Raw genomic sequence first — 16,468 nt, 5'->3', positions numbered from 1 at the left:
CGCCGCGAACATGTCCTTCAACCGCGCCGCCCCGTCCAGCAGCGAATACTGCGTGTGCACATGCAGATGCGTAAAAGGCGGCTTGGCCACGGCGGCTCCTCACACAACGGGGTGTTGTCAGGAGGGCCATCAAATCCCTGGCTTCGCAGCCGTTTCAAACAACAAACACGCCTCTGGAAACAACCTTCCGTTGTACCGGAGCAACTGATTCAGTGCAGGATCCGGGCGGGTCAGCGGTCCTGCATCTGCCGGACGGCGGCGGACCGTTCGCGCGCGGAACGCCCGACGACCCGCACGGATCCGGCCACGCCGGCGGGAAATCTGCTAAGGGAGGCCCGGTTGCGGATATTTGTCCGGACTGTACGGCACTCGGCGCGCCGGTCCCGGTGCCGGACGGGCAACGATTCGGCCGCATCGGTCCCGGATGCCACGATCCTTGCCTAGCCTCACATGAGGGGTCGGCCGGAACGGGGGCCGTATCTCCGCGCCGTCCGAGGCGCAGAGCCGAACTGCGGCTGGAGTAGCGAGTAACGCATGACCGACCGGAAGTTGCCGCATCATCGAACGCTGTACGCACTGCCGTACGCCGTCATGGCCTGCGTCGCCCTCGCGGACCTCACCGCCGGGCAGACGGCCGGGTTCCTGCCCCTGGTCTCGCTGGGGCCGGCCTTCGCCGGCCTGGTCGGAGGCTGGCGGCGCACGATCCTGGTGGGCGTGATCGCGCTGGTCCTGGTCGTGCTGCTGGGGATCTCGGACGTGATGTTCGATTCGCGGCGCGGCTACATCGCCCTGCTGTCCGTCGTCGGCGTCACGATCGCCGCGCTGCTGGCGGTGTGGATGCGGCACCGCCGCGAGGAGGAGCTGGCCAGCGTGCGGTCCATCGCCGAGGTGGCGCAGCGCGTGCTGCTGCGCCCGGTGCCGCGCAGCGCGGGCCGGCTGCGCGCGGCGGTCTCGTACACCTCGGCCGTGGCGGAGGCCCGGATCGGGGGCGACCTGTACGAGGTGGTGACCTCGCCGGCGGGCGTCCGGCTGGTCGTCGGGGACGTGCAGGGCAAGGGACTTGAGGCGGTGGAGACGGCGGCGGTGGTGCTCAGCGCCTTCCGCGAGGCCGCGTACGACGAACCGGACCTGACGGCCGTCGGGGAACGGCTGGAGCGGGCGCTGGACCGGCAGCTCGGGGGCGAGAAGTTCGTCACCGCCATCCTCGCCGAGGTGGGCTCCGGCCAGGAGGTGACCCTGCTCAACTTCGGTCACCCCGCGCCGCTGGCCGTGCGCCAGGACGGCGACGTGCGCTATCTCGCGCCGCCGCAGCGGGCTTTACCGCTCGGCCTCGGAGAGCACGGCGTCCCCCGGCCGGAGCCGCACACGGCGGGGTTCGCTCCCGGAGACCAACTGCTGTTCTACACCGACGGCGTCACCGAGGCCCGCGACCGTGCCGGGGCCTTCTATCCGCTGGAGCTGCGCGCCGGGCTGCTCAAGGACCCGGATCCGGAGGGGGCGCTGACCGCGCTGCGCCAGGACGTGATCGAGCATGTCCGCGCGCCGCTGCACGACGACGCGGCGATGCTCCTGCTGCGCTACCGGGATAGCTGACGGAGCGTCACCCGGCGCGGCGGGCGATCCGCAGCTCGGTCAGATAGCGCTTGACGATACGGCCGCCGTGGCGGCCGTCGATCAGGCCGGCGAGGCAGGCCAGCAGCGCCTCCCGGGCCGGGGCGGGCAGCGCCCGGTGACCGGAGTACGTGCGCAGCACGTCGAGGTACTCCGCGGTGGAGTACGGCAGCTCCCACTCGTAGCGGTGGAAGACCGGCGCCGCGAAGCGCTCCTCGCCGCGGAGGTCGTCGCGGTCCTCGGGGACGTCGGACGCGGGGCGCAGGCGCAGGCCCGGCGGGGTTGCCGGGTCGAACCGCTCGTAGCAGCCCTGTGCCGCGGCGAAGAACTCCTCGCTGCCGCCGGCGACATGGTGCGTACGGATGGTGGCGAGCACCCCGCCGGCGCGCAGTGCGTCCGCCGACTTCGGCACCCGGACCGCGGGGTCGACCCAGGCGAACGCGGTGGCGGCGAGCACCACGTCGAACGGCTCCGGCGGCAGCGGCCACTGCTCGAACGCCGCGTGCACGACCTCCACGTCCGGGAACGCGGCGAGGTTGCGGCGCGCCACCCGCACCATGCCCGCGCCCAGTTCCACCGCGGTCACCCGGCAGCCGCGCTCGGCCAGCGGCACCGTCGCCTGCCCGGTGCCGCAGCCGATCTCCAGCACCCGGCAGTCCGGCCCGAGTCCAGTGGGCGCGGCGGCGGCGAGGTCGTCGTACATCGCCCGGGGGTAGCGGGGCCGGGCCCGGTCGTAGAGCTCAGGCGCCTCGGTGAAGGTCGTGCGCAGGCGCTCACGTTCGTCGTCTGTCACCGCCCCACCTTATGATCGGTTCCTTGCCCGAGCATGGTTTTTCCGCGGCATCCGCCACCGAGAGGAACGGCCCCTTGATCCGACGCGAGAGCTACTGCGGCGGCCGGCTGGTCAGGGAGGTCGAGCAGGTGGGCGACGACAGCGCACCCCCCGGCTTACGGGCGCCCGGCGCCGACGGGCCCGCGCTGTGGCTGCTGGACGGCGAGCGGGTGGAGCCCGCGGAGGCGGAGGCGTTCTGGGTAGTGTGGACGTCGGTCCGCCGGCGCCATCCGCTGGTCGAGACGGCGCGGAGCTGGCCGGTCCTCACGATCGCGGGCGCCATCGTGGTGTGGCTGGTGACGATGGTGCTGACGCAGTTCGAGTGAGAGCGCGCCCCGCGAACGGCCGGGGGCGAGGCGGAGCCGGGCTGCTTCAGTCGTCGCCCGCGCCCTCATGGCCCTCGTCGCCCTGGGCGCCTTCTCCGTCCCCGTCACCTTCGCCGCCCTGGTCGTTCCGGTCGTCACCGACGTCGCCGTGCTCGGCCTGACCGTCGGACCCGCCGTGCCTGCGGCAGTAGTCGGCGACTGCCTCCACGCCGCCGGCCTGCCGGACGAGCCGGTTCCAGGTCCTCCTGTCCCCGGCCGGATCGTCGCCTCCGCGCGCCGCGGGGAACTGCGCGCACAGTTGCTGAACGGATCTGCCCTCCGTGCCCGGCCTGTCGGCGTGACCGGCGTCGCCGGGCGCCGCGCCGTCCTGCTGCTCCCCGGCGCCGCCGTCCTCGCCGCCGGGATGCGTGGCCGGCGGCACCGAGGTGTCCGGCTCGTCGCGCCGGCCCTCGGGTCTGTCCTCCGTCCGGATGTCTCCGGCGGATCCGGCACCCTCGCCGGCCTCGTCGCCGCGGGTGGCGTCCGGTTCTGCGGTGGCCGTGGGCGAGGCGGCGGGGCCCGGGGACACCCCCGGCGGGGCGGGGGCCGTGCGCAGCACCGTGCCGGCGGCCAGCGCGACGCCGCCGAGCACGCAGCCGGCCGCGGCCACCGCGGCGACGGTACGCAGCCGCAGCAGCCGCCGCGGCGTACGGCGTACGGCGCCGCCGCCGGCCGCGACGGGCGCGAGCCGCACCACCGGCTCAGCCGGCTCCCGGCGCGCCGGCACTCGGGGTACGCGGCCGGGCCGGGAGCCGTTCGCGGTGCGGCCGTTCATGGTGCGGCCGTTCACCGCCCGGCCGTTGCGGGCGGGCTTGGCGGCAGCGGCGCCTCCGGCGGCGTCCGCCGCCCGTGCGGCGCGGAAGGCGGCCAACGCCGCCTGCTCCCCCGGCAGTTCGGCACCGGGCGCCGGGCGGGCGGCGCGGGCCGCGGTGTCCAGCAGCGCGGCCAGGCGCTCGGCGGTCTCCCGGTCGGCGGGCGGCAGCGCGGCGCCGGAGTCCAGCGGCTCGCCGTCGAGCAGCCGCTCGGCGGCGCACTGGTCGAGCCAGATGTTCCGGTCGTCGCCCATCACATACCCCTGAGCATCCACGTGGCCGTGCGGGTCGCGTCCCCCGCCGGTTCGCCGGTCAGGCTGGCGCCGGCCGCGGTGTCACCCAGCTGGTCGGCCAGCCGGCGCAGGCCGCGGCGGGCGGCGGTGCGGGCGGCGGCGGGGCTCGTGCCGAGGACGTAGGCGGCTCTCTCGGCGTCCAGCCCCACGATCGCCCGCAGCGCGACGGCATCGGCCTCCGCACGCGGCAGCCAGGCGATCAGGGCAAGAGTACGCCCGTCGGCCGGCTGTTCCGGACCCTCCCGGCGCCGCGTGGGGCGCGGGGTACCGGGGTGCCGCGGGCCGCGGGCCGGCGGGTCCTGGCGGCGGCGCAGATGCGCCAGGGCGCGGGAGCGGGCGATCCGGGCGCACCAGGCGCGGAAACTCATGGCGTCGCCGGCGAACGCCCCGATGCCTGGGGCGATGTCCTGCCAGGCGCCCGCGGTGATCTCCTCGGCGTCCCCGTCGCCTTCGGCGTCGCCGACGAGTGTGCCGACGTAGCGCACCAGGCAGGGGTGCACCGTTCTGTACAGGGTCACAAACGCGGAATCGTCGCCGGCCTGAGCGGCGCGTATCGCCTCCGTGAGCGGCTCGTCAGCCTCTGCCATCCCGGGTCAGCCCGCCCGTGGCGCTCTGCTGCGGCGCACACACAACGGATCCATTCGGTAAGCACCCCCCAGGTGCCGGATGTTCGGGAGGCCGACCACGTGCCTTCGCTGTCCGCCCGCGCGGAAGAGCACGCTACGGCCCGGCGCGGGATCGCGTCCAGTCCGCGCACGCGGGTCCGCGGCCCTTGGGGCGTGAGGGAGTTGGGGCACCCCGTGGGGCGGCTGCGGAACCGTCACGCGGGTGATCGCCGATCTCCGGCCGACCGCCCCGGACGGTCCCGGAGACCGTCGAGGAGCTGGCGTACGAGGGTGGTGGCAAGGTCGTCGGCGAGCGGCCGGCCGTCGACGAGCAGCCGGTGGTAGACGGGGGCGAAGAGCTGGTCGAGGGCGGCGGCCACGTCGGTGTCCGGACGCAGTTCGCCGCGGGCCACGGCGTCGTGGAGCAGCCGGTCGCAGGCGTCGCGGCGCGGGCGCAGCCAGCGCTCGTCGAGCGCGGTGCGGATGCCGGGATCGGCCTGTGCGGCGGCGACGAGGTCGGCCACCAGAGGGCCGGCGGCAGTGTCGCGTAAGGCCCCCACGAGCGAGCCGACCTCGGCGGTGAGAGCGTCGGCGAGCGAAGCGCCGCCGGCGGGCGCGGCGAGGGCGCCGGTGACGCGGGCCAGGCTGTCCAGCATCACGTGCCCGCGGGTGGGCCACCACTTGTAGACCGTCGACTTGCTGACCCGGGCGCGGGCGGCGATGGCCTCCATGGTGACCGCCCGCACCCCGCCGGCGACCAGCAGCTCGGCGGCGGCGGCCAGCACGGCCGACCTGGCCCGCTCGCTGCGCGGCCGGCCCCGTGGCGCGCGAGGTCCACCCGTTTCACCCATGCCCGCCCTCCGGCACCGCCCTATACTGAACGCACCGTACGGTAAACGGAAGGTGCACGTGTGACCAGTGTCCCGGTGCGCAGGCTCAACGACGGTACCAAGCTCCCCGCCCTGGGCCTCGGCACGTACCCGATGGACGACGCGCAGGCCGAGCGGGCGGTCGCCGCCGCCCTGGAGTCGGGCTACCGGCTCGTCGACTCGGCGCTCAACTACGGCAACGAGACGGGCACCGGCCGGGGCATCGCCCGCAGCGGCGTGCCGCGCCAGGACGTCGTCGTCACGACCAAGCTCCCCGGCCGCCACCACGGCTACGAGCAGACACTCGCCTCCTTCGAGGAGTCCCGCAAGCGGCTCGGCGTGGGATACGTCGACCTGTACCTGATCCACTGGCCGCTGCCGCGCGTGGACCTGTACACCGACTCCTGGCGCGCGATGATCAAGCTGCGCGAGGAGGACCTGGTCCGCTCTATCGGCGTCTCCAACTTCACCGTCGCCCAACTGGACCGGCTGGAGCGGGAGACCGGTGTGCTGCCGGCGGTCAACCAGATCGAGCTGCACCCGCGGTTCCCGCAGGAGGAGTTGCGCGCGTACCACGCCGGCAAGGGCATCGTCACCGAGAGCTGGAGCCCGCTCGGCCGCGGCACCGACGTGCTGGCCGACCCGGCGATCGCCCGGGTGGCCGAGGCGCACGGCGTGACGCCCGCGCAGGCGGTGCTGCGCTGGCACACGCAGCTCGACGCCGTGCCCATCCCGAAGTCCGCGGACCCCGTGCGGCAGCGCGAGAACCTCGACGTCTTCGGCTTCGAGCTGTCCGCCGCCGAGATGGCCGCGGTCACCGGCCGTCCGCAGCGTCGCGTGGGCGGCGACCCGGACGTGCACGAGGAGTGGTGACCCGCCGTCCGTCAGGGGCGGCGGCACCCGGCCGAGCGACAACAGAGGAGTCCGCAAGGTGAGAGCAGCAGTACTGGGAACGGGCGTGATGGGCGCGGGCATGGCGCGCTCACTGCTGCGCGGCGGCGTCGAGGTGACGGTGTGGAACCGCACGCCGGAGCGTGCGCGACCGCTCGCCGACGACGGCGCGCGCCTCGCGCCGAGCGCGGCGGACGCGGTGCACGACGCCGACGCGGTGCTGATCGCGCTGTACGACGCGCAGGCGGTGCTCGGCGTCCTGGCCGAGGCGCTGCCGGCGTCGCCGCGGGAGGCCGTATGGGTGCAGTCGGCCACCATCGGCCCCGACGCGACCCGCGAGGCCGCCGAGTGGGCCGAGCAGGCGGGGCGCACGCTGGTGGAGGCCATGCTGCTGGGCACGAAGCAGCCCGCCGAGACCGGCCGGCTGACGCTGCTGACCGCGGGCGATCCGGCCGTCTTCGCCCGGATCGAGCCGCTGACTGCGGCCATCTCGGTGAAGTCGGTGTGGGCCGGGCCCGAGGTCGGGGCGGGCACGGCGCTGAAGCTGGCGTGCAACGCCTGGGTCACGTCGATCACGGCGGCGTCGGCGCAGTCGCTGGCTCTGGCCGAGGCGCTCGGCGTGGACCCGAGGCTGTTCCTGTCCGCCATTGACGGCTCGCCCACGGACTGCCGGTACGCGCACGTGAAGGGCGAGGGGATGCTCGCCGGCTCGTACGAGCCGCAGTTCGCGCTCGACGGGGCGCTGAAGGACATCGGCCTCATCGACGGCGCGGCCCGCGAGTCGGGGGTCGACACCACGCTGCTGGAGGCGCTGCAGGCGCTGTACCGCCAGGCGTCGGCGGCGGGTCACGGCGGCGAGGATATGGCCGCCGTGTACACGAGCTTCGGCCCGGCGGGAGGCGCGGACGGCTGAGCGGCGCCCCGAGCCAAGGGCGGGCCCGGCGAGCAGGTGCCCCGGCGCGGGCCCGCTTTCTCAGCCGCCGTAGACGGTGGCCTCCTTCGCGGTGGCCACGATGCCGTCCTCGCCGTTGAAGAAGCGCTGCCCCCAGTCCGTCAGGGCGGCCGGGTCGAAGCCGTTCACCATGTCGAGGTACTCGACGCCGCCGCCGTTGCCGCTGTAGGACCAGCCCAGATAGCCGATGCCCAGCTCCCGGGTGAGACGCATGATGGCGTCCTCGTCGGGGTTGCCGTCGGAGTGGTTGTGCCCGAACTCGCCGACGGCGATGGGCAGTCCGGCCTCGGTGAAGGTGGTCAGGTAGTCCTCGATCTCCGCGGCGGTGTCGTAGACGCCGTACATGTGGATCGAGAAGAGCGTGTCGTCCTGCGGGTCGGAGTCGGCGACGGCGCTGGCGTTGGTGCGCATGGTGTTCGTCCAGTCCTGGCCCCAGTTGGGGGCGTCCGCCATCAGGGTGTGCTGCAGCCCGGCGGCGCGCAGCTTGGCGATGGCGCCCTGGGTGTCCGCGGTCCAGCGCTCGTAGCCCTGGTTGCCGTGCGGTTCGTTGCCGAGGTTGACGATGACGTAGTCCTCCTCGCCGACGAGGGCGTCGCGGACGTCGGCCCAGTAGTCGGCGGCGCGGTCGAGCGAGACGGCGGCGCCCTCCTCGCCGTAGCCGGTGGTGTCGTGGACCTCCAGCACGCAGATGAGCCGGTTCGCCTTGCACTGGGAGACGACGTTGGCGACGTCGGCGACGTCGCTGCGCGGCCAGCGGTCGCCGGTGGACAGCACCACGCGCACGCTGTTCGCGCCCAGTTGCTTGATCTCGCGCAGCGAGTCCAGCTCGCCGGTGAACCAGGCGTGCGGGTGGTTCACGCCGCGCAGCAGGAACTCGTTGCCGTTGCCTTCCAGCAGCCGCCCGCCCTCGGTGTGCAGCCCCACGGCCGCGGCGGCGGGCTCGGCCTGCGCGCCCGGCCCGAACCCGGCGACGGCGGCGGCCAGGCCGAGCAGGGCGGCGAGCAGGGTGCGTCCGGTCCTGGCCCCGCCGCGCCGGCGGCGTCCGCGAGCGGTGGGGGATGTGGTGCTCGGTGCGCTCATGTGGGGGCTCCTCGCAGGTCGGTCGGCAGGGAATGGGAGCGCTCCCATGAACCCACTTCCGACAGCGGCGCGTCAAGGCCCGCGGCCGGGTACGCACCGAAGGCGCCGCGCGCTGCCGGTGGCGGCCGGTAGCGTTCCCGACGAGATCCCCGGGGCGATCGAGGAGCCGACCATGGCGCAGCCGGAGTACACCGCGGACGCCGGGCCCGGCGCGGAGCCCGCCGACCTCGTGATCGAGGGCTGCACCGCGCTGGTCCACGACCCCGGCGGCGAAGTCGCCTTCGCCGAGGACGCCGGGATCGTGATCCGGGCGGGCGCCATCGCGGCGGTGACGTCCGCCGCCCGGGCGGCGGGGGTGCCGGCGGCCGAGCGCATCGACGGCCGCAGCCAGGTCGCCATGCCGGGCCTGATCAACTGCCATACGCACGCGCCGATGGTCTTCCTGCGCGGCTTCGCCGAGGACGTGCCGGTCGAGGAGTGGTTCAACGACTGGATCTGGCCGGTGGAGAGCAACCTCACCGACCGGGACGTCGAGCTGGGCGCGCTGCTGGCCTGCGCCGAGATGATCCGCGGCGGGGTGACCACGTTCGCCGACCACTACTTCGCCATGGACCGGGTCGCCGACGCGGTCACGGCGGCCGGGCTGCGCGCCGTGCTGGGGCTGGCCTACTTCTCCTCGCAGGGCGCCGAAGGCCGGGAGCGGTCGCTGGAGTTCGCGCTGCGCCGCGCCGGCGGCGCGGACGGACGGATCACGACGTGCCTGGCGCCGCACGCCCCGTACACCGTGACGGACGCCGACCTCGAGGCCACCGCCCGGCTCGCCCGGGAGCACGGGCTGCTCGTCCATCTGCACGCCGCCGAGAACCGGGAGCAGACCGAGACCAGCCTCGCCCGGCACGGCCGTACGCCCATCGAGGTGCTGCAGCGCTGCGGGCTGCTCGACACCGAGGTGCTGATCGCTCACGGCACCGGGCTGACGGACGCCGACATCGCGCTGCTGGGCCGGGCGCGGGCAGCCGGGGTGGCGACCGCGCCGCGCGGCTATCTGAAGTTCGGCTGGGAGACCACGCCGGTGCGCGCGCTGCGGGCGGCGGGCGTGCCGGTGGGCCTGGCGACCGACGGGGCCGCGTCCAACAACACGCTCGACGTCTGGGAGAGCATGGCGCTGACCGCGCTGGTGCAGAAGTCGGCGGAGCGGGACCCCGCCTGGGCCACAGCCCGCCAGGTGCTGCACCACGCGACGGTCGAGAGCGCCCGGGTCGTCGGCCTCGGCGACCGGGTGGGCTCGCTGGCCCCCGGCCGCCGGGCCGACGTGATCCTGGTCGATCTGACGGGGCCGCACACGCTGCCCGTGCACGACCTCGCCGCCACCCTGGTGCACAGCGCCCGCGCCGGCGACGTGCGCACGACCGTCGTCGACGGCCGGATCCTCATGCGCGACCGGCGGTTGCTGACCGTCGACGTGGCGGAGGTCGCGGCCGAGCTCGCCCCGCGCCTCGCGGCGCTGACCGAGCGCGGCCACGGCCGCCGCATCCAGCGCTACGACACGTAGGCGCGCCGGACGGGCTACTGCACGGCGTCGGGCGTGGTGACGCGTACGTAGTCGACGACGAGCTGCTGCGGGAAGGAGGTGCTGCCGTCGGGGTCGCCCGGCCAGTAGCCGCCGACCGCGAGGTTGAGGATGAGGAAGAACGGCTTGTCGAAGACCCACTGCTTGCCGCCGAGGTCCGCGGGCGTGCGCGTCTGGTAGACGGTGCCGTCGACGGACCAGGTGATCTTCTCCGGCGACCAGTCCACGGCGAAGGTGTGGAACGCGTCCGCGAACGCCTCGCCGCCCGGCAGCGTGCAGCCGGCCCCGATGCCGCCGGAACCGGAATAGTCCGGCCCGTGCAGGGTGCCGTGGACGGTGCCCGGCTCGAAGCCGACGTTCTCCATCACGTCGATCTCGCCGCTTGCCGGCCAGCCGACCTGCCCGATGTCGTCACCGAGCATCCAGAACGCCGGCCACATCCCCTGCCCGCGCGGGAGCTTCATCCGCGCCTCGACGTGGCCGTACGTGGTGGTGAACCGCCCGGAGGTGTTGAGCCGGGCGGAGGTGTACTCGCACCGGCCGTACCAGCACTGGTAGTCGCCGGGGTTCTCCCGCCGGGCGGTGATCACCAGGTTGCCCTGGCCGTCCAGCGCGGCGTTGGCGTTGCCCGCGGTGTAGTACTGCCGCTCGTGGTTGTTGACGTTGTCGCCGGTCTCGATCAGCCACTTGCCGCCGTCCACGGCAGCACCCGCGGGTCCGTCGAAGTTGTCTTCGAAGGTCACAGCCCGGGTGCCGTCCGGCTCGGCGCCGGCGGAGCCGGGTGTCCAGCTCAGCCCGGCACAGACGGCCGCGAGCAGCAGGACGGCGGGCGTACGCCGCCGGCGTTTGTTCCGTGATGTCATGAAGGTGGGCCTCGATCCTCTGGTGGGGGGTCGCCGACCGGGGAACGCCGCGGATACGCGGCGTCCCGACTGGTCAGCCGGGTATCGAGCTTGGTCCAGACCTGTTTCGGTGCGAAAGTGAACTCCTTTGCGCGGGCGCAGTCAATGGATCCGGCGGATCCCGCCGCGTTCACCTCCCGAAGCGAACGGGGCCCGCACGCATGCCCGTTGCCCAGGCGGGCACCGAACGGGCACGCGTCCCGGCCGGGGCGGGCACGCCGGGGGCACGGTGAGAGCGGCCGACCGCCGCTCCCCAGCGGTGATACGGCGGGGAAAACGGGCAAAGTCGGTCACGACGTGCGGTGCATGAAGCCTGGCCGGTGGGTTCGACCGCCGGTAGAAATGCCCTCGGAAGCCCGAACGGGCAGGGCTTCGCCGATCTGACCGCACCCCCCACAGCCAAACCGCGAAGGCAGGTGGTCGTCGTGGACGCAGAAGAACGCAGGCGCGTCATCCTGGAGACCGCTCGGCGCGCCGGCAAGGTGGACGTCGCCAAGCTGGCCGCCGACCTCGGTGTCTCGAAGGAGACCGTACGGCGCGACCTGACGCTCCTGGAGGACCACGGGCTCGTACGGCGTACGCACGGCGGCGCGTACCCGGTGGAGAGCGCGGGGTTCGAGACCACGCTCGCGTACCGCACGACCATGCACGTGCCGCAGAAGGCGCGCATCGCCACCGCGGCGGCGGAGCTGCTCGGCGACGCCGAGACGGTCTTCATCGACGAGGGCTTCAACCCCCAGCTCATCGCCGAGGCGCTGCCGCGGCCCCGCCCGCTGACCGTCGTCACGGCCTCGCTCGCCACCGCGAGCGCCCTGGCCGGGGACGACCGGGTCACGGTGCTGCTGCTCGGCGGCCGGGTACGCGGCGGCACGCTGGCCACGGTGGACCACTGGACGGCCAAGATGCTCGCCGGCTTCGTCATCGACCTGGCGTACGTCGGCGCCAACGGCATCTCCCGCACGTACGGGCTGACCACCCCGGATCCGGCGGTCAGCGAGGTCAAGGCGCAGGCGATGCGCGTGGCCCGGCGGAAGGTCTTCGCCGGGATACACACCAAGTTCGGTGCGGTGAGCTTCTGCCGCTTCGCGGACGTCTCGGAGTTCGACGTGATCATCACCGACACCGGGCTGCCCGCCGCGGAGGCCCACCGCTACTCGCTGCTGGGCCCGCAGGTCATCAGGGCCTGACCGGCCCGGCACCCGTCCCGTCAGCTCGCACACCCCGTCCCCCCGTCCGTCATCCCCCATCCCCCATCCGTACCGCCGCGCCTTCCCGGACACAGCACAGGCCGGGTGGCCGGCTCCGTACGCCCCGATTCCCGCCCCCGACCCTCTTTGGGAGCATGCGATGCTCACTTCGACCCGCAGCAAGCGCACTGTCCGCGTCCTCGTACCCGTGGTCACCGCCGCGGCCCTGCTCGCCGCGTGCAGCGGCGCGGGGGGCGGCGGCAGCTCCGGGGGCGACGACTCCGTCAACGTCGTCATGGTCAACAACCCGCAGATGGTGGAGCTGCAGAAGCTCACGGCCAAGCACTTCACGAAGAAGACCGGCATCGAGGTGAACTTCACCGTGCTGCCGGAGAACGAGGTCCGCGACAAGATCAGCCAGGACTTCGCCAACCAGGCCGGGCAGTACGACGTGGCCACCATCAGCAACTTCGAGGTCCCCTTCTACGCCGGGAACGACTGGCTGGCGCCGCTCGACGAGTACGCCGCGGACGACGCGGAGTTCGACCAGGAGGACATCCTCGCGCCGATGCGCGAGTCGCTGACGGCCGAGGACGGCAAGCTGTACGCCGAGCCGTTCTACGGCGAGTCGTCGTTCCTGATGTACCGCAAGGACGTCTTCGCCGAGCACGGCCTGAAGATGCCCGCCAAGCCCACCTGGCAGCAGGTCGCCGGCCTCGCCGCCAAGGCCGACGGCGCCGAGCCCGGCATGAAGGGCATCTGCCTGCGCGGCCTGCCCGGCTGGGGCGAGGTCATCGCACCGCTGACGACGGTCGCCAACACCATGGGCGGCACCTGGTTCGACGAGAACTGGGAAGCCCAGCTCACGTCGCCCGAGTTCACCAGGGCGACGGAGTTCTACGTCGGCCTGGTGCGCGAGCACGGCGAGGCCGGCGCGGCGCAGTCGGGGTACGCCGAGTGCCTGAACAACCTCACCCAGGGCAAGACCGCCATGTGGTACGACGCCACCGCGGCCACCGGCTCGCTGGAGGCGGAGGACTCACCCGTCCGCGGCAAGATCGGCTACGCGCCGGCGCCGGTGGACAAGACCGAGTCCTCCGGGTGGCTCTACACCTGGGCGTGGGGCGTGCAGAAGGCGTCGGAACGGCCGGAGAGCGCCTGGAAGTTCATCTCCTGGGCGTCGAGCAAGGAGTACGAGGAGCTGGTCGGCAAGGAGCTGGGCTGGGCCAACGCGCCCGCCGGCAAGCGCGCCTCGACGTACTCCAACCCGGACTACCTGAAGGCCGCGGGCTCCTTCGCCGACATCACCCGCGAGGCGATCGAGGGCGCCGACCCGCGCAACCCGGGCACCCAGCCGCGGCCCGCGCCCGGCATCCAGTTCGTCGGCATTCCCGAGTTCTCCGACCTGGGCACCAAGGTCTCCCAGGAGATCAGCTCGGCCATCGCGGGCAAGCAGTCCGTGGAGGACGCGCTGGCGAACTCCCAGGAACTGGCCGAGGAGGTCGGCGAGGAGTACCGGGACCGATGAGCACCCCGACCGCCGTACGCACCGAGCGATCGGCCCCGCGCACGGGCCGGCCGGCACCCCGCCGGCCGGGCCGCCGTGCCCGGGCCTGGGCCACCCGTGCGCCGCTGCTGCCGGCCCTGGTGTTCCTGATCGCCGTCACCCAACTGCCCTTCGTGGCCACGCTGGTGATCTCCCTCTTCGACTGGAACTCCCTGCGCCCGGACGACCGCAGCTTCACCGGGCTCGACAACTACAGCCAGGTGGCGAACGACGAGAGCCTGCGCGAGTCGGTGGTGACCACGGCGGTGCTGACCGCCGCGGTCGTCCTGGTCAGCGTCGTCCTCGGGCTGCTCATCGCGCTGCTGCTGGACCGGGCGTTCCCCGGCCGGGGGGTGGTGCGCACGCTGCTCATCGCGCCGTTCCTGCTGGTGCCGGTCGCGGCGGCGCTGCTGTGGAAGCACGCACTCTACAACCCCGAGTACGGCCTGTTCAACGGCGCGGTCACCTGGGTCGCGGAGCTGTTCGGCGACGACACGCCGCCGCAGCCCGACTGGGTCTCCGACATGCCGCTGATAGCCGTCGAGACGGCGCTGATCTGGCAGTGGACGCCCTTCATGATGCTGATCCTGCTGGCCGGGCTGCAGAGCCGGCCGACGGAGATGGTGGAGGCCGCCAGGCTGGACGGCGCCACGAGCTTCCAGATCTTCCGCTACCTCACGCTGCCGCACCTGCGCCGCTATCTGGAACTCGGCGTGCTGCTGGGCTCGGTGTACATCGTCCAGAACTTCGACGCGGTGTTCACCATCACCTCGGGCGGGCTGGACACCGCCAACCTGCCGTACACGATCTACCAGACCTTCTACCAGGCGCACGAGTACGGGCTGGCGTCGGCCGCCGGCGTGCTCGTGGTCATCGGCTCCATCGTCATCGCGACCTTCGCGCTGCGCGTCGTGTCGTCCCTGTTCCGGGAGGAGGCGTCCCGCGCATGACCACGACCGCAACGGCCACCGCGCCGGAGCCGGCCCGTACCGGCCGGGCCGCGCTGCCGCCCGCGCTGCGCAGGGCCCGGCGCCGCAGCGCCGGGCTCGGGCTGCTGGCCTGGCTCGTCGGCCTCGCGTTCTTCCTGCCCGTGGCGTGGATGGTGCTGACGTCACTGCACGCGGAGACCGACGCCGCCGCCAACCCGCCGGCGGTCGCCGCGTCGCTCACGCTCGACGGCTACCGCACGTTCTTCGGCTCCGGCGGCGGGCCCAGCCCGTGGCCGGCGCTGGCCAACTCGCTGATGGCGAGCGTGTTCTCGACCGTGCTGGTGCTCGCGCTGGCACTCCCGGCCGCGTACGCGCTGTCCATCCGGCGCGTCAAGCGCTGGACCGACGTGCTGTTCTTCTTCCTGTCCACCAAGATGCTGCCGGTCGTCGCCGGGCTGCTGCCGATCTACCTGTTCGCCAAGAACACCGGGATGCTCGACAACATCTGGCTGCTCGTCCTGCTCTACACGTCGATGAACCTGCCGATCGCGGTGTGGATGCTGCAGTCGTTCCTCGCGGACATCCCCGTCTCGATCGTCGAGGCGGCGCAGATCGACGGCGCCCGGCTCCCCACCGTGCTGACCCGGGTGATCGCCCCGGTCGCCGGCCCGGGCATCGCCGCCACCTCGCTGATCTGCTTCATCTTCAGCTGGAACGAGATGCTCTTCGCGCGGGTGCTCACGGGGGTGACGGCGGAGACCGCACCCGCCTTCCTCACCCGCTTCATCACCAGTCAGGGGCTCTTCCTCGCCCAGGTCTGCGCCGCCTCCGTCGTCATCTCCCTCCCGGTGCTCGCCGCCGGGTTCGCCGCCCAGGACAAGCTGGTCCAGGGCCTGTCCCTAGGAGCCGTCAAATGAGGGCCGCCGTCATCGAAGCCCCCGGCACGGTCACCGTGACCGACGTCCCCGACCCCGTCCCCGGCCCCCGCGAGGTCGTGGTGGACGTGGCGGCGTGCGGGCTGTGCGGGACCGATCTGCACATCCTGCAGGGCGAGTTCGCGCCCACGCTGCCGGTGGTGCCGGGCCACGAGTTCGCGGGCGAGGTCGTCGGCACCGGGCGCGACGTCACCGAGGTCGCGGTCGGCGACCGGGTCGCCGTCGACCCGTCGCTGTACTGCCACGAGTGCCGCCACTGCCGTACGGGCCACGGCAACCTGTGCGACCGGTGGGGCGCCATCGGCGTCACCGTCGCCGGCGGGGCGGCGGAGTACGCGCTCGCGCCGGTCGCCAACTGCGTCCGGCTGCCCGACCACGTACGTACCCAGGACGCGGCGCTGATCGAGCCGCTGTCGTGCGCGGTGCGCGGCTACGACGTGCTCCACAGCAAGCTCGCCGCCCATGTGCTGATCTACGGCACGGGCACGATGGGCCTGATGATGCTGGAGCTGGCCAAGCGGACCGGTGCCGCGGCGGTGGACGTGGTCGACGTCAACCCCGAGCGGCTGGCCACCGCGCAGAAGGTGGGGTGCAGCCGCGCGGCGGCCTCGCCGGAGGAGTTCGGGCAGCCGGCGGGCTGGGACGTCGTCATCGACGCCACCGGCAATGCGGCGGCGATCCAGGACGGCCTGGGCCGGGTCGCGAAGGCCGGCACGTTCCTGCAGTTCGGCGTGGCGGACTACGCGACGAGGGCCACCATCGAGCCGTACCGCATCTACAACCAGGAGATCACCATCACCGGCTCGATGGCGGTGCTGCACAGCTACGAGCGGGCGGCGGAGCTGTTCGCCGCGGACGTGCTCGACCCCGAGCTGCTCATCAGCGACCGGCTGCCGCTGGAGCAGTATCCGGTCGCCCTGGAGCGGTTCGCCGCGGGGAAGGGACGGAAGATCGTGGTGGTGCCGTAGCCGCGGGGGCGCGGGCGAGAGCGGCGTACGGGAGCGCGGCCGGCCGGACGCGCGGGGCGGGTGCCACCCGAACGGGCGAGTTGCGCGGCGGCGTACGTCCCCGCCGGGCCCGTGCGGATGC

Annotated in this window: 17 protein-coding genes; 10 read left to right on the top strand and 7 right to left on the bottom strand. The window is 73.3% G+C overall.

All coding sequences use genetic code 11. The features are described 5' to 3' along the window. The coding region (locus B124_RS31915; RefSeq protein ID WP_388887382.1) for a PHP domain-containing protein at positions 1–90 on the bottom strand (90 nt) is incomplete at its 3' end. 444 nt (positions 91–534) lie between these two features. Here B124_RS31915 and B124_RS31910 point away from each other — a divergent pair. Continuing rightward, complete coding sequence (locus B124_RS31910) at positions 535–1,593, top strand: PP2C family protein-serine/threonine phosphatase (protein ID WP_496506493.1); 1,059 nt, start codon at positions 535–537, stop codon at positions 1,591–1,593. Positions 1,594–1,600: 7 nt separating this feature from the next. Here B124_RS31910 and B124_RS31905 read toward each other — a convergent pair whose 3' ends face one another. After that, positions 1,601–2,404, bottom strand: a complete 804-nt coding sequence (locus B124_RS31905) for a class I SAM-dependent methyltransferase (protein ID WP_496506492.1) — start codon at positions 2,402–2,404, stop codon at positions 1,601–1,603. A 74-nt stretch (positions 2,405–2,478) separates the two neighbouring features. Here B124_RS31905 and B124_RS31900 point away from each other — a divergent pair, with 74 nt between their 5' ends. After that, the gene (locus B124_RS31900; protein WP_496506491.1) at positions 2,479–2,769 is read left to right on the top strand and encodes a hypothetical protein; all 291 of its coding nucleotides are present in this window, start codon (positions 2,479–2,481) and stop codon (positions 2,767–2,769) included. 46 nt (positions 2,770–2,815) lie between these two features. Here B124_RS31900 and B124_RS31895 read toward each other — a convergent pair whose 3' ends face one another. The 3 genes from B124_RS31895 to B124_RS31885 all read right to left on the bottom strand — a co-directional run bounded on the left by B124_RS31895 (position 2,816) and on the right by B124_RS31885 (position 5,369). Beyond that, positions 2,816–3,874: a hypothetical protein gene (locus B124_RS31895; RefSeq protein ID WP_496506490.1), complete on the bottom strand. Its 1,059-nt coding sequence runs from the start codon at positions 3,872–3,874 to the stop codon at positions 2,816–2,818. Beyond that, positions 3,874–4,431: an RNA polymerase sigma factor gene (locus B124_RS31890; RefSeq protein ID WP_496506489.1), complete on the bottom strand. Its 558-nt coding sequence runs from the start codon at positions 4,429–4,431 to the stop codon at positions 3,874–3,876. Before B124_RS31890 ends, B124_RS31895 begins: the two co-directional genes overlap by 1 nt. 302 nt (positions 4,432–4,733) lie before the next feature. Next, the gene (locus B124_RS31885) at positions 4,734–5,369 is read right to left on the bottom strand and encodes a TetR/AcrR family transcriptional regulator (protein WP_496506488.1); all 636 of its coding nucleotides are present in this window, start codon (positions 5,367–5,369) and stop codon (positions 4,734–4,736) included. Positions 5,370–5,429: 60 nt separating this feature from the next. Between B124_RS31885 and B124_RS31880 the strand changes: the two genes are divergently transcribed. Together B124_RS31880 and B124_RS31875 are read left to right on the top strand one after the other, a co-directional pair. After that, the gene (locus B124_RS31880) at positions 5,430–6,260 is read left to right on the top strand and encodes an aldo/keto reductase (RefSeq protein ID WP_496506487.1); all 831 of its coding nucleotides are present in this window, start codon (positions 5,430–5,432) and stop codon (positions 6,258–6,260) included. 58 nt (positions 6,261–6,318) lie between these two features. Further along, positions 6,319–7,191 (top strand): NAD(P)-dependent oxidoreductase, encoded by an 873-nt coding sequence (locus tag B124_RS31875; RefSeq protein WP_496506486.1) that lies wholly within the window; start codon positions 6,319–6,321, stop codon positions 7,189–7,191. 60 nt (positions 7,192–7,251) lie between these two features. Here B124_RS31875 and B124_RS31870 read toward each other — a convergent pair whose 3' ends face one another. After that, positions 7,252–8,310 (bottom strand): glycoside hydrolase family 5 protein, encoded by a 1,059-nt coding sequence (locus B124_RS31870; RefSeq protein WP_496506485.1) that lies wholly within the window; start codon positions 8,308–8,310, stop codon positions 7,252–7,254. A 172-nt stretch (positions 8,311–8,482) separates the two neighbouring features. Here B124_RS31870 and B124_RS31865 point away from each other — a divergent pair, with 172 nt between their 5' ends. Further along, entirely contained in the window at positions 8,483–9,862 is a 1,380-nt protein-coding gene (locus B124_RS31865) for an amidohydrolase (protein ID WP_496506484.1), read from the top strand. 14 nt (positions 9,863–9,876) lie between these two features. On the opposite strand, the gene B124_RS31860 is transcribed toward B124_RS31865, so the two are convergent. Next, positions 9,877–10,623, bottom strand: a complete 747-nt coding sequence (locus B124_RS31860) for a glycoside hydrolase family 16 protein (RefSeq protein ID WP_496506495.1) — start codon at positions 10,621–10,623, stop codon at positions 9,877–9,879. A 584-nt stretch (positions 10,624–11,207) separates the two neighbouring features. Here B124_RS31860 and B124_RS31855 point away from each other — a divergent pair. From B124_RS31855 to B124_RS31835, 5 genes are all read left to right on the top strand, one after another. Beyond that, positions 11,208–11,969 (top strand): DeoR/GlpR family DNA-binding transcription regulator, encoded by a 762-nt coding sequence (locus B124_RS31855; RefSeq protein ID WP_496506483.1) that lies wholly within the window; start codon positions 11,208–11,210, stop codon positions 11,967–11,969. A gap of 160 nt (positions 11,970–12,129) precedes the next feature. Next, the gene (locus B124_RS31850) at positions 12,130–13,497 is read left to right on the top strand and encodes an ABC transporter substrate-binding protein (protein WP_496506482.1); all 1,368 of its coding nucleotides are present in this window, start codon (positions 12,130–12,132) and stop codon (positions 13,495–13,497) included. Next, entirely contained in the window at positions 13,494–14,465 is a 972-nt protein-coding gene (locus tag B124_RS31845; protein ID WP_496506481.1) for a carbohydrate ABC transporter permease, read from the top strand. The genes B124_RS31850 and B124_RS31845 overlap by 4 nt, the downstream gene beginning before the upstream one ends. Then, positions 14,462–15,361 carry a carbohydrate ABC transporter permease gene (locus B124_RS31840; protein WP_496506480.1) on the top strand — a complete coding sequence of 300 codons (900 nt, stop codon included), beginning with the start codon at positions 14,462–14,464 and terminating at the stop codon, positions 15,359–15,361. The genes B124_RS31845 and B124_RS31840 overlap by 4 nt, the downstream gene beginning before the upstream one ends. Continuing rightward, positions 15,358–16,347, top strand: coding sequence for a zinc-dependent alcohol dehydrogenase family protein (locus B124_RS31835; RefSeq protein ID WP_496506479.1), 990 nt, complete (start codon positions 15,358–15,360; stop codon positions 16,345–16,347). Before B124_RS31840 ends, B124_RS31835 begins: the two co-directional genes overlap by 4 nt. The last annotated feature ends 121 nt before the right edge of the window (positions 16,348–16,468 follow it).

This window comes from Streptomyces sp. CNP082, assembly GCF_059570535.1.
This window is presented reverse-complemented; position numbering and strand designations above follow the sequence as displayed.

Excerpts from the sequence above, each read along its gene's own strand:
- B124_RS31870 (WP_496506485.1), bottom strand. The coding sequence starts at position 8,310 with ATGAGCGCACCGAGCACCACATCCCCCACCGCTCGCGGACGCCGCCGG.
- B124_RS31850 (WP_496506482.1), top strand. The coding sequence starts at position 12,130 with ATGCTCACTTCGACCCGCAGCAAGCGCACTGTCCGCGTCCTCGTACCC.
- B124_RS31845 (WP_496506481.1), top strand. The coding sequence starts at position 13,494 with ATGAGCACCCCGACCGCCGTACGCACCGAGCGATCGGCCCCGCGCACG.
- B124_RS31895 (WP_496506490.1), bottom strand. The coding sequence starts at position 3,874 with ATGGGCGACGACCGGAACATCTGGCTCGACCAGTGCGCCGCCGAGCGG.
- B124_RS31835 (WP_496506479.1), top strand. The coding sequence starts at position 15,358 with ATGAGGGCCGCCGTCATCGAAGCCCCCGGCACGGTCACCGTGACCGAC.
- B124_RS31910 (WP_496506493.1), top strand. The coding sequence starts at position 535 with ATGACCGACCGGAAGTTGCCGCATCATCGAACGCTGTACGCACTGCCG.
- B124_RS31840 (WP_496506480.1), top strand. The coding sequence starts at position 14,462 with ATGACCACGACCGCAACGGCCACCGCGCCGGAGCCGGCCCGTACCGGC.
- B124_RS31865 (WP_496506484.1), top strand. The coding sequence starts at position 8,483 with ATGGCGCAGCCGGAGTACACCGCGGACGCCGGGCCCGGCGCGGAGCCC.
- B124_RS31885 (WP_496506488.1), bottom strand. The coding sequence starts at position 5,369 with ATGGGTGAAACGGGTGGACCTCGCGCGCCACGGGGCCGGCCGCGCAGC.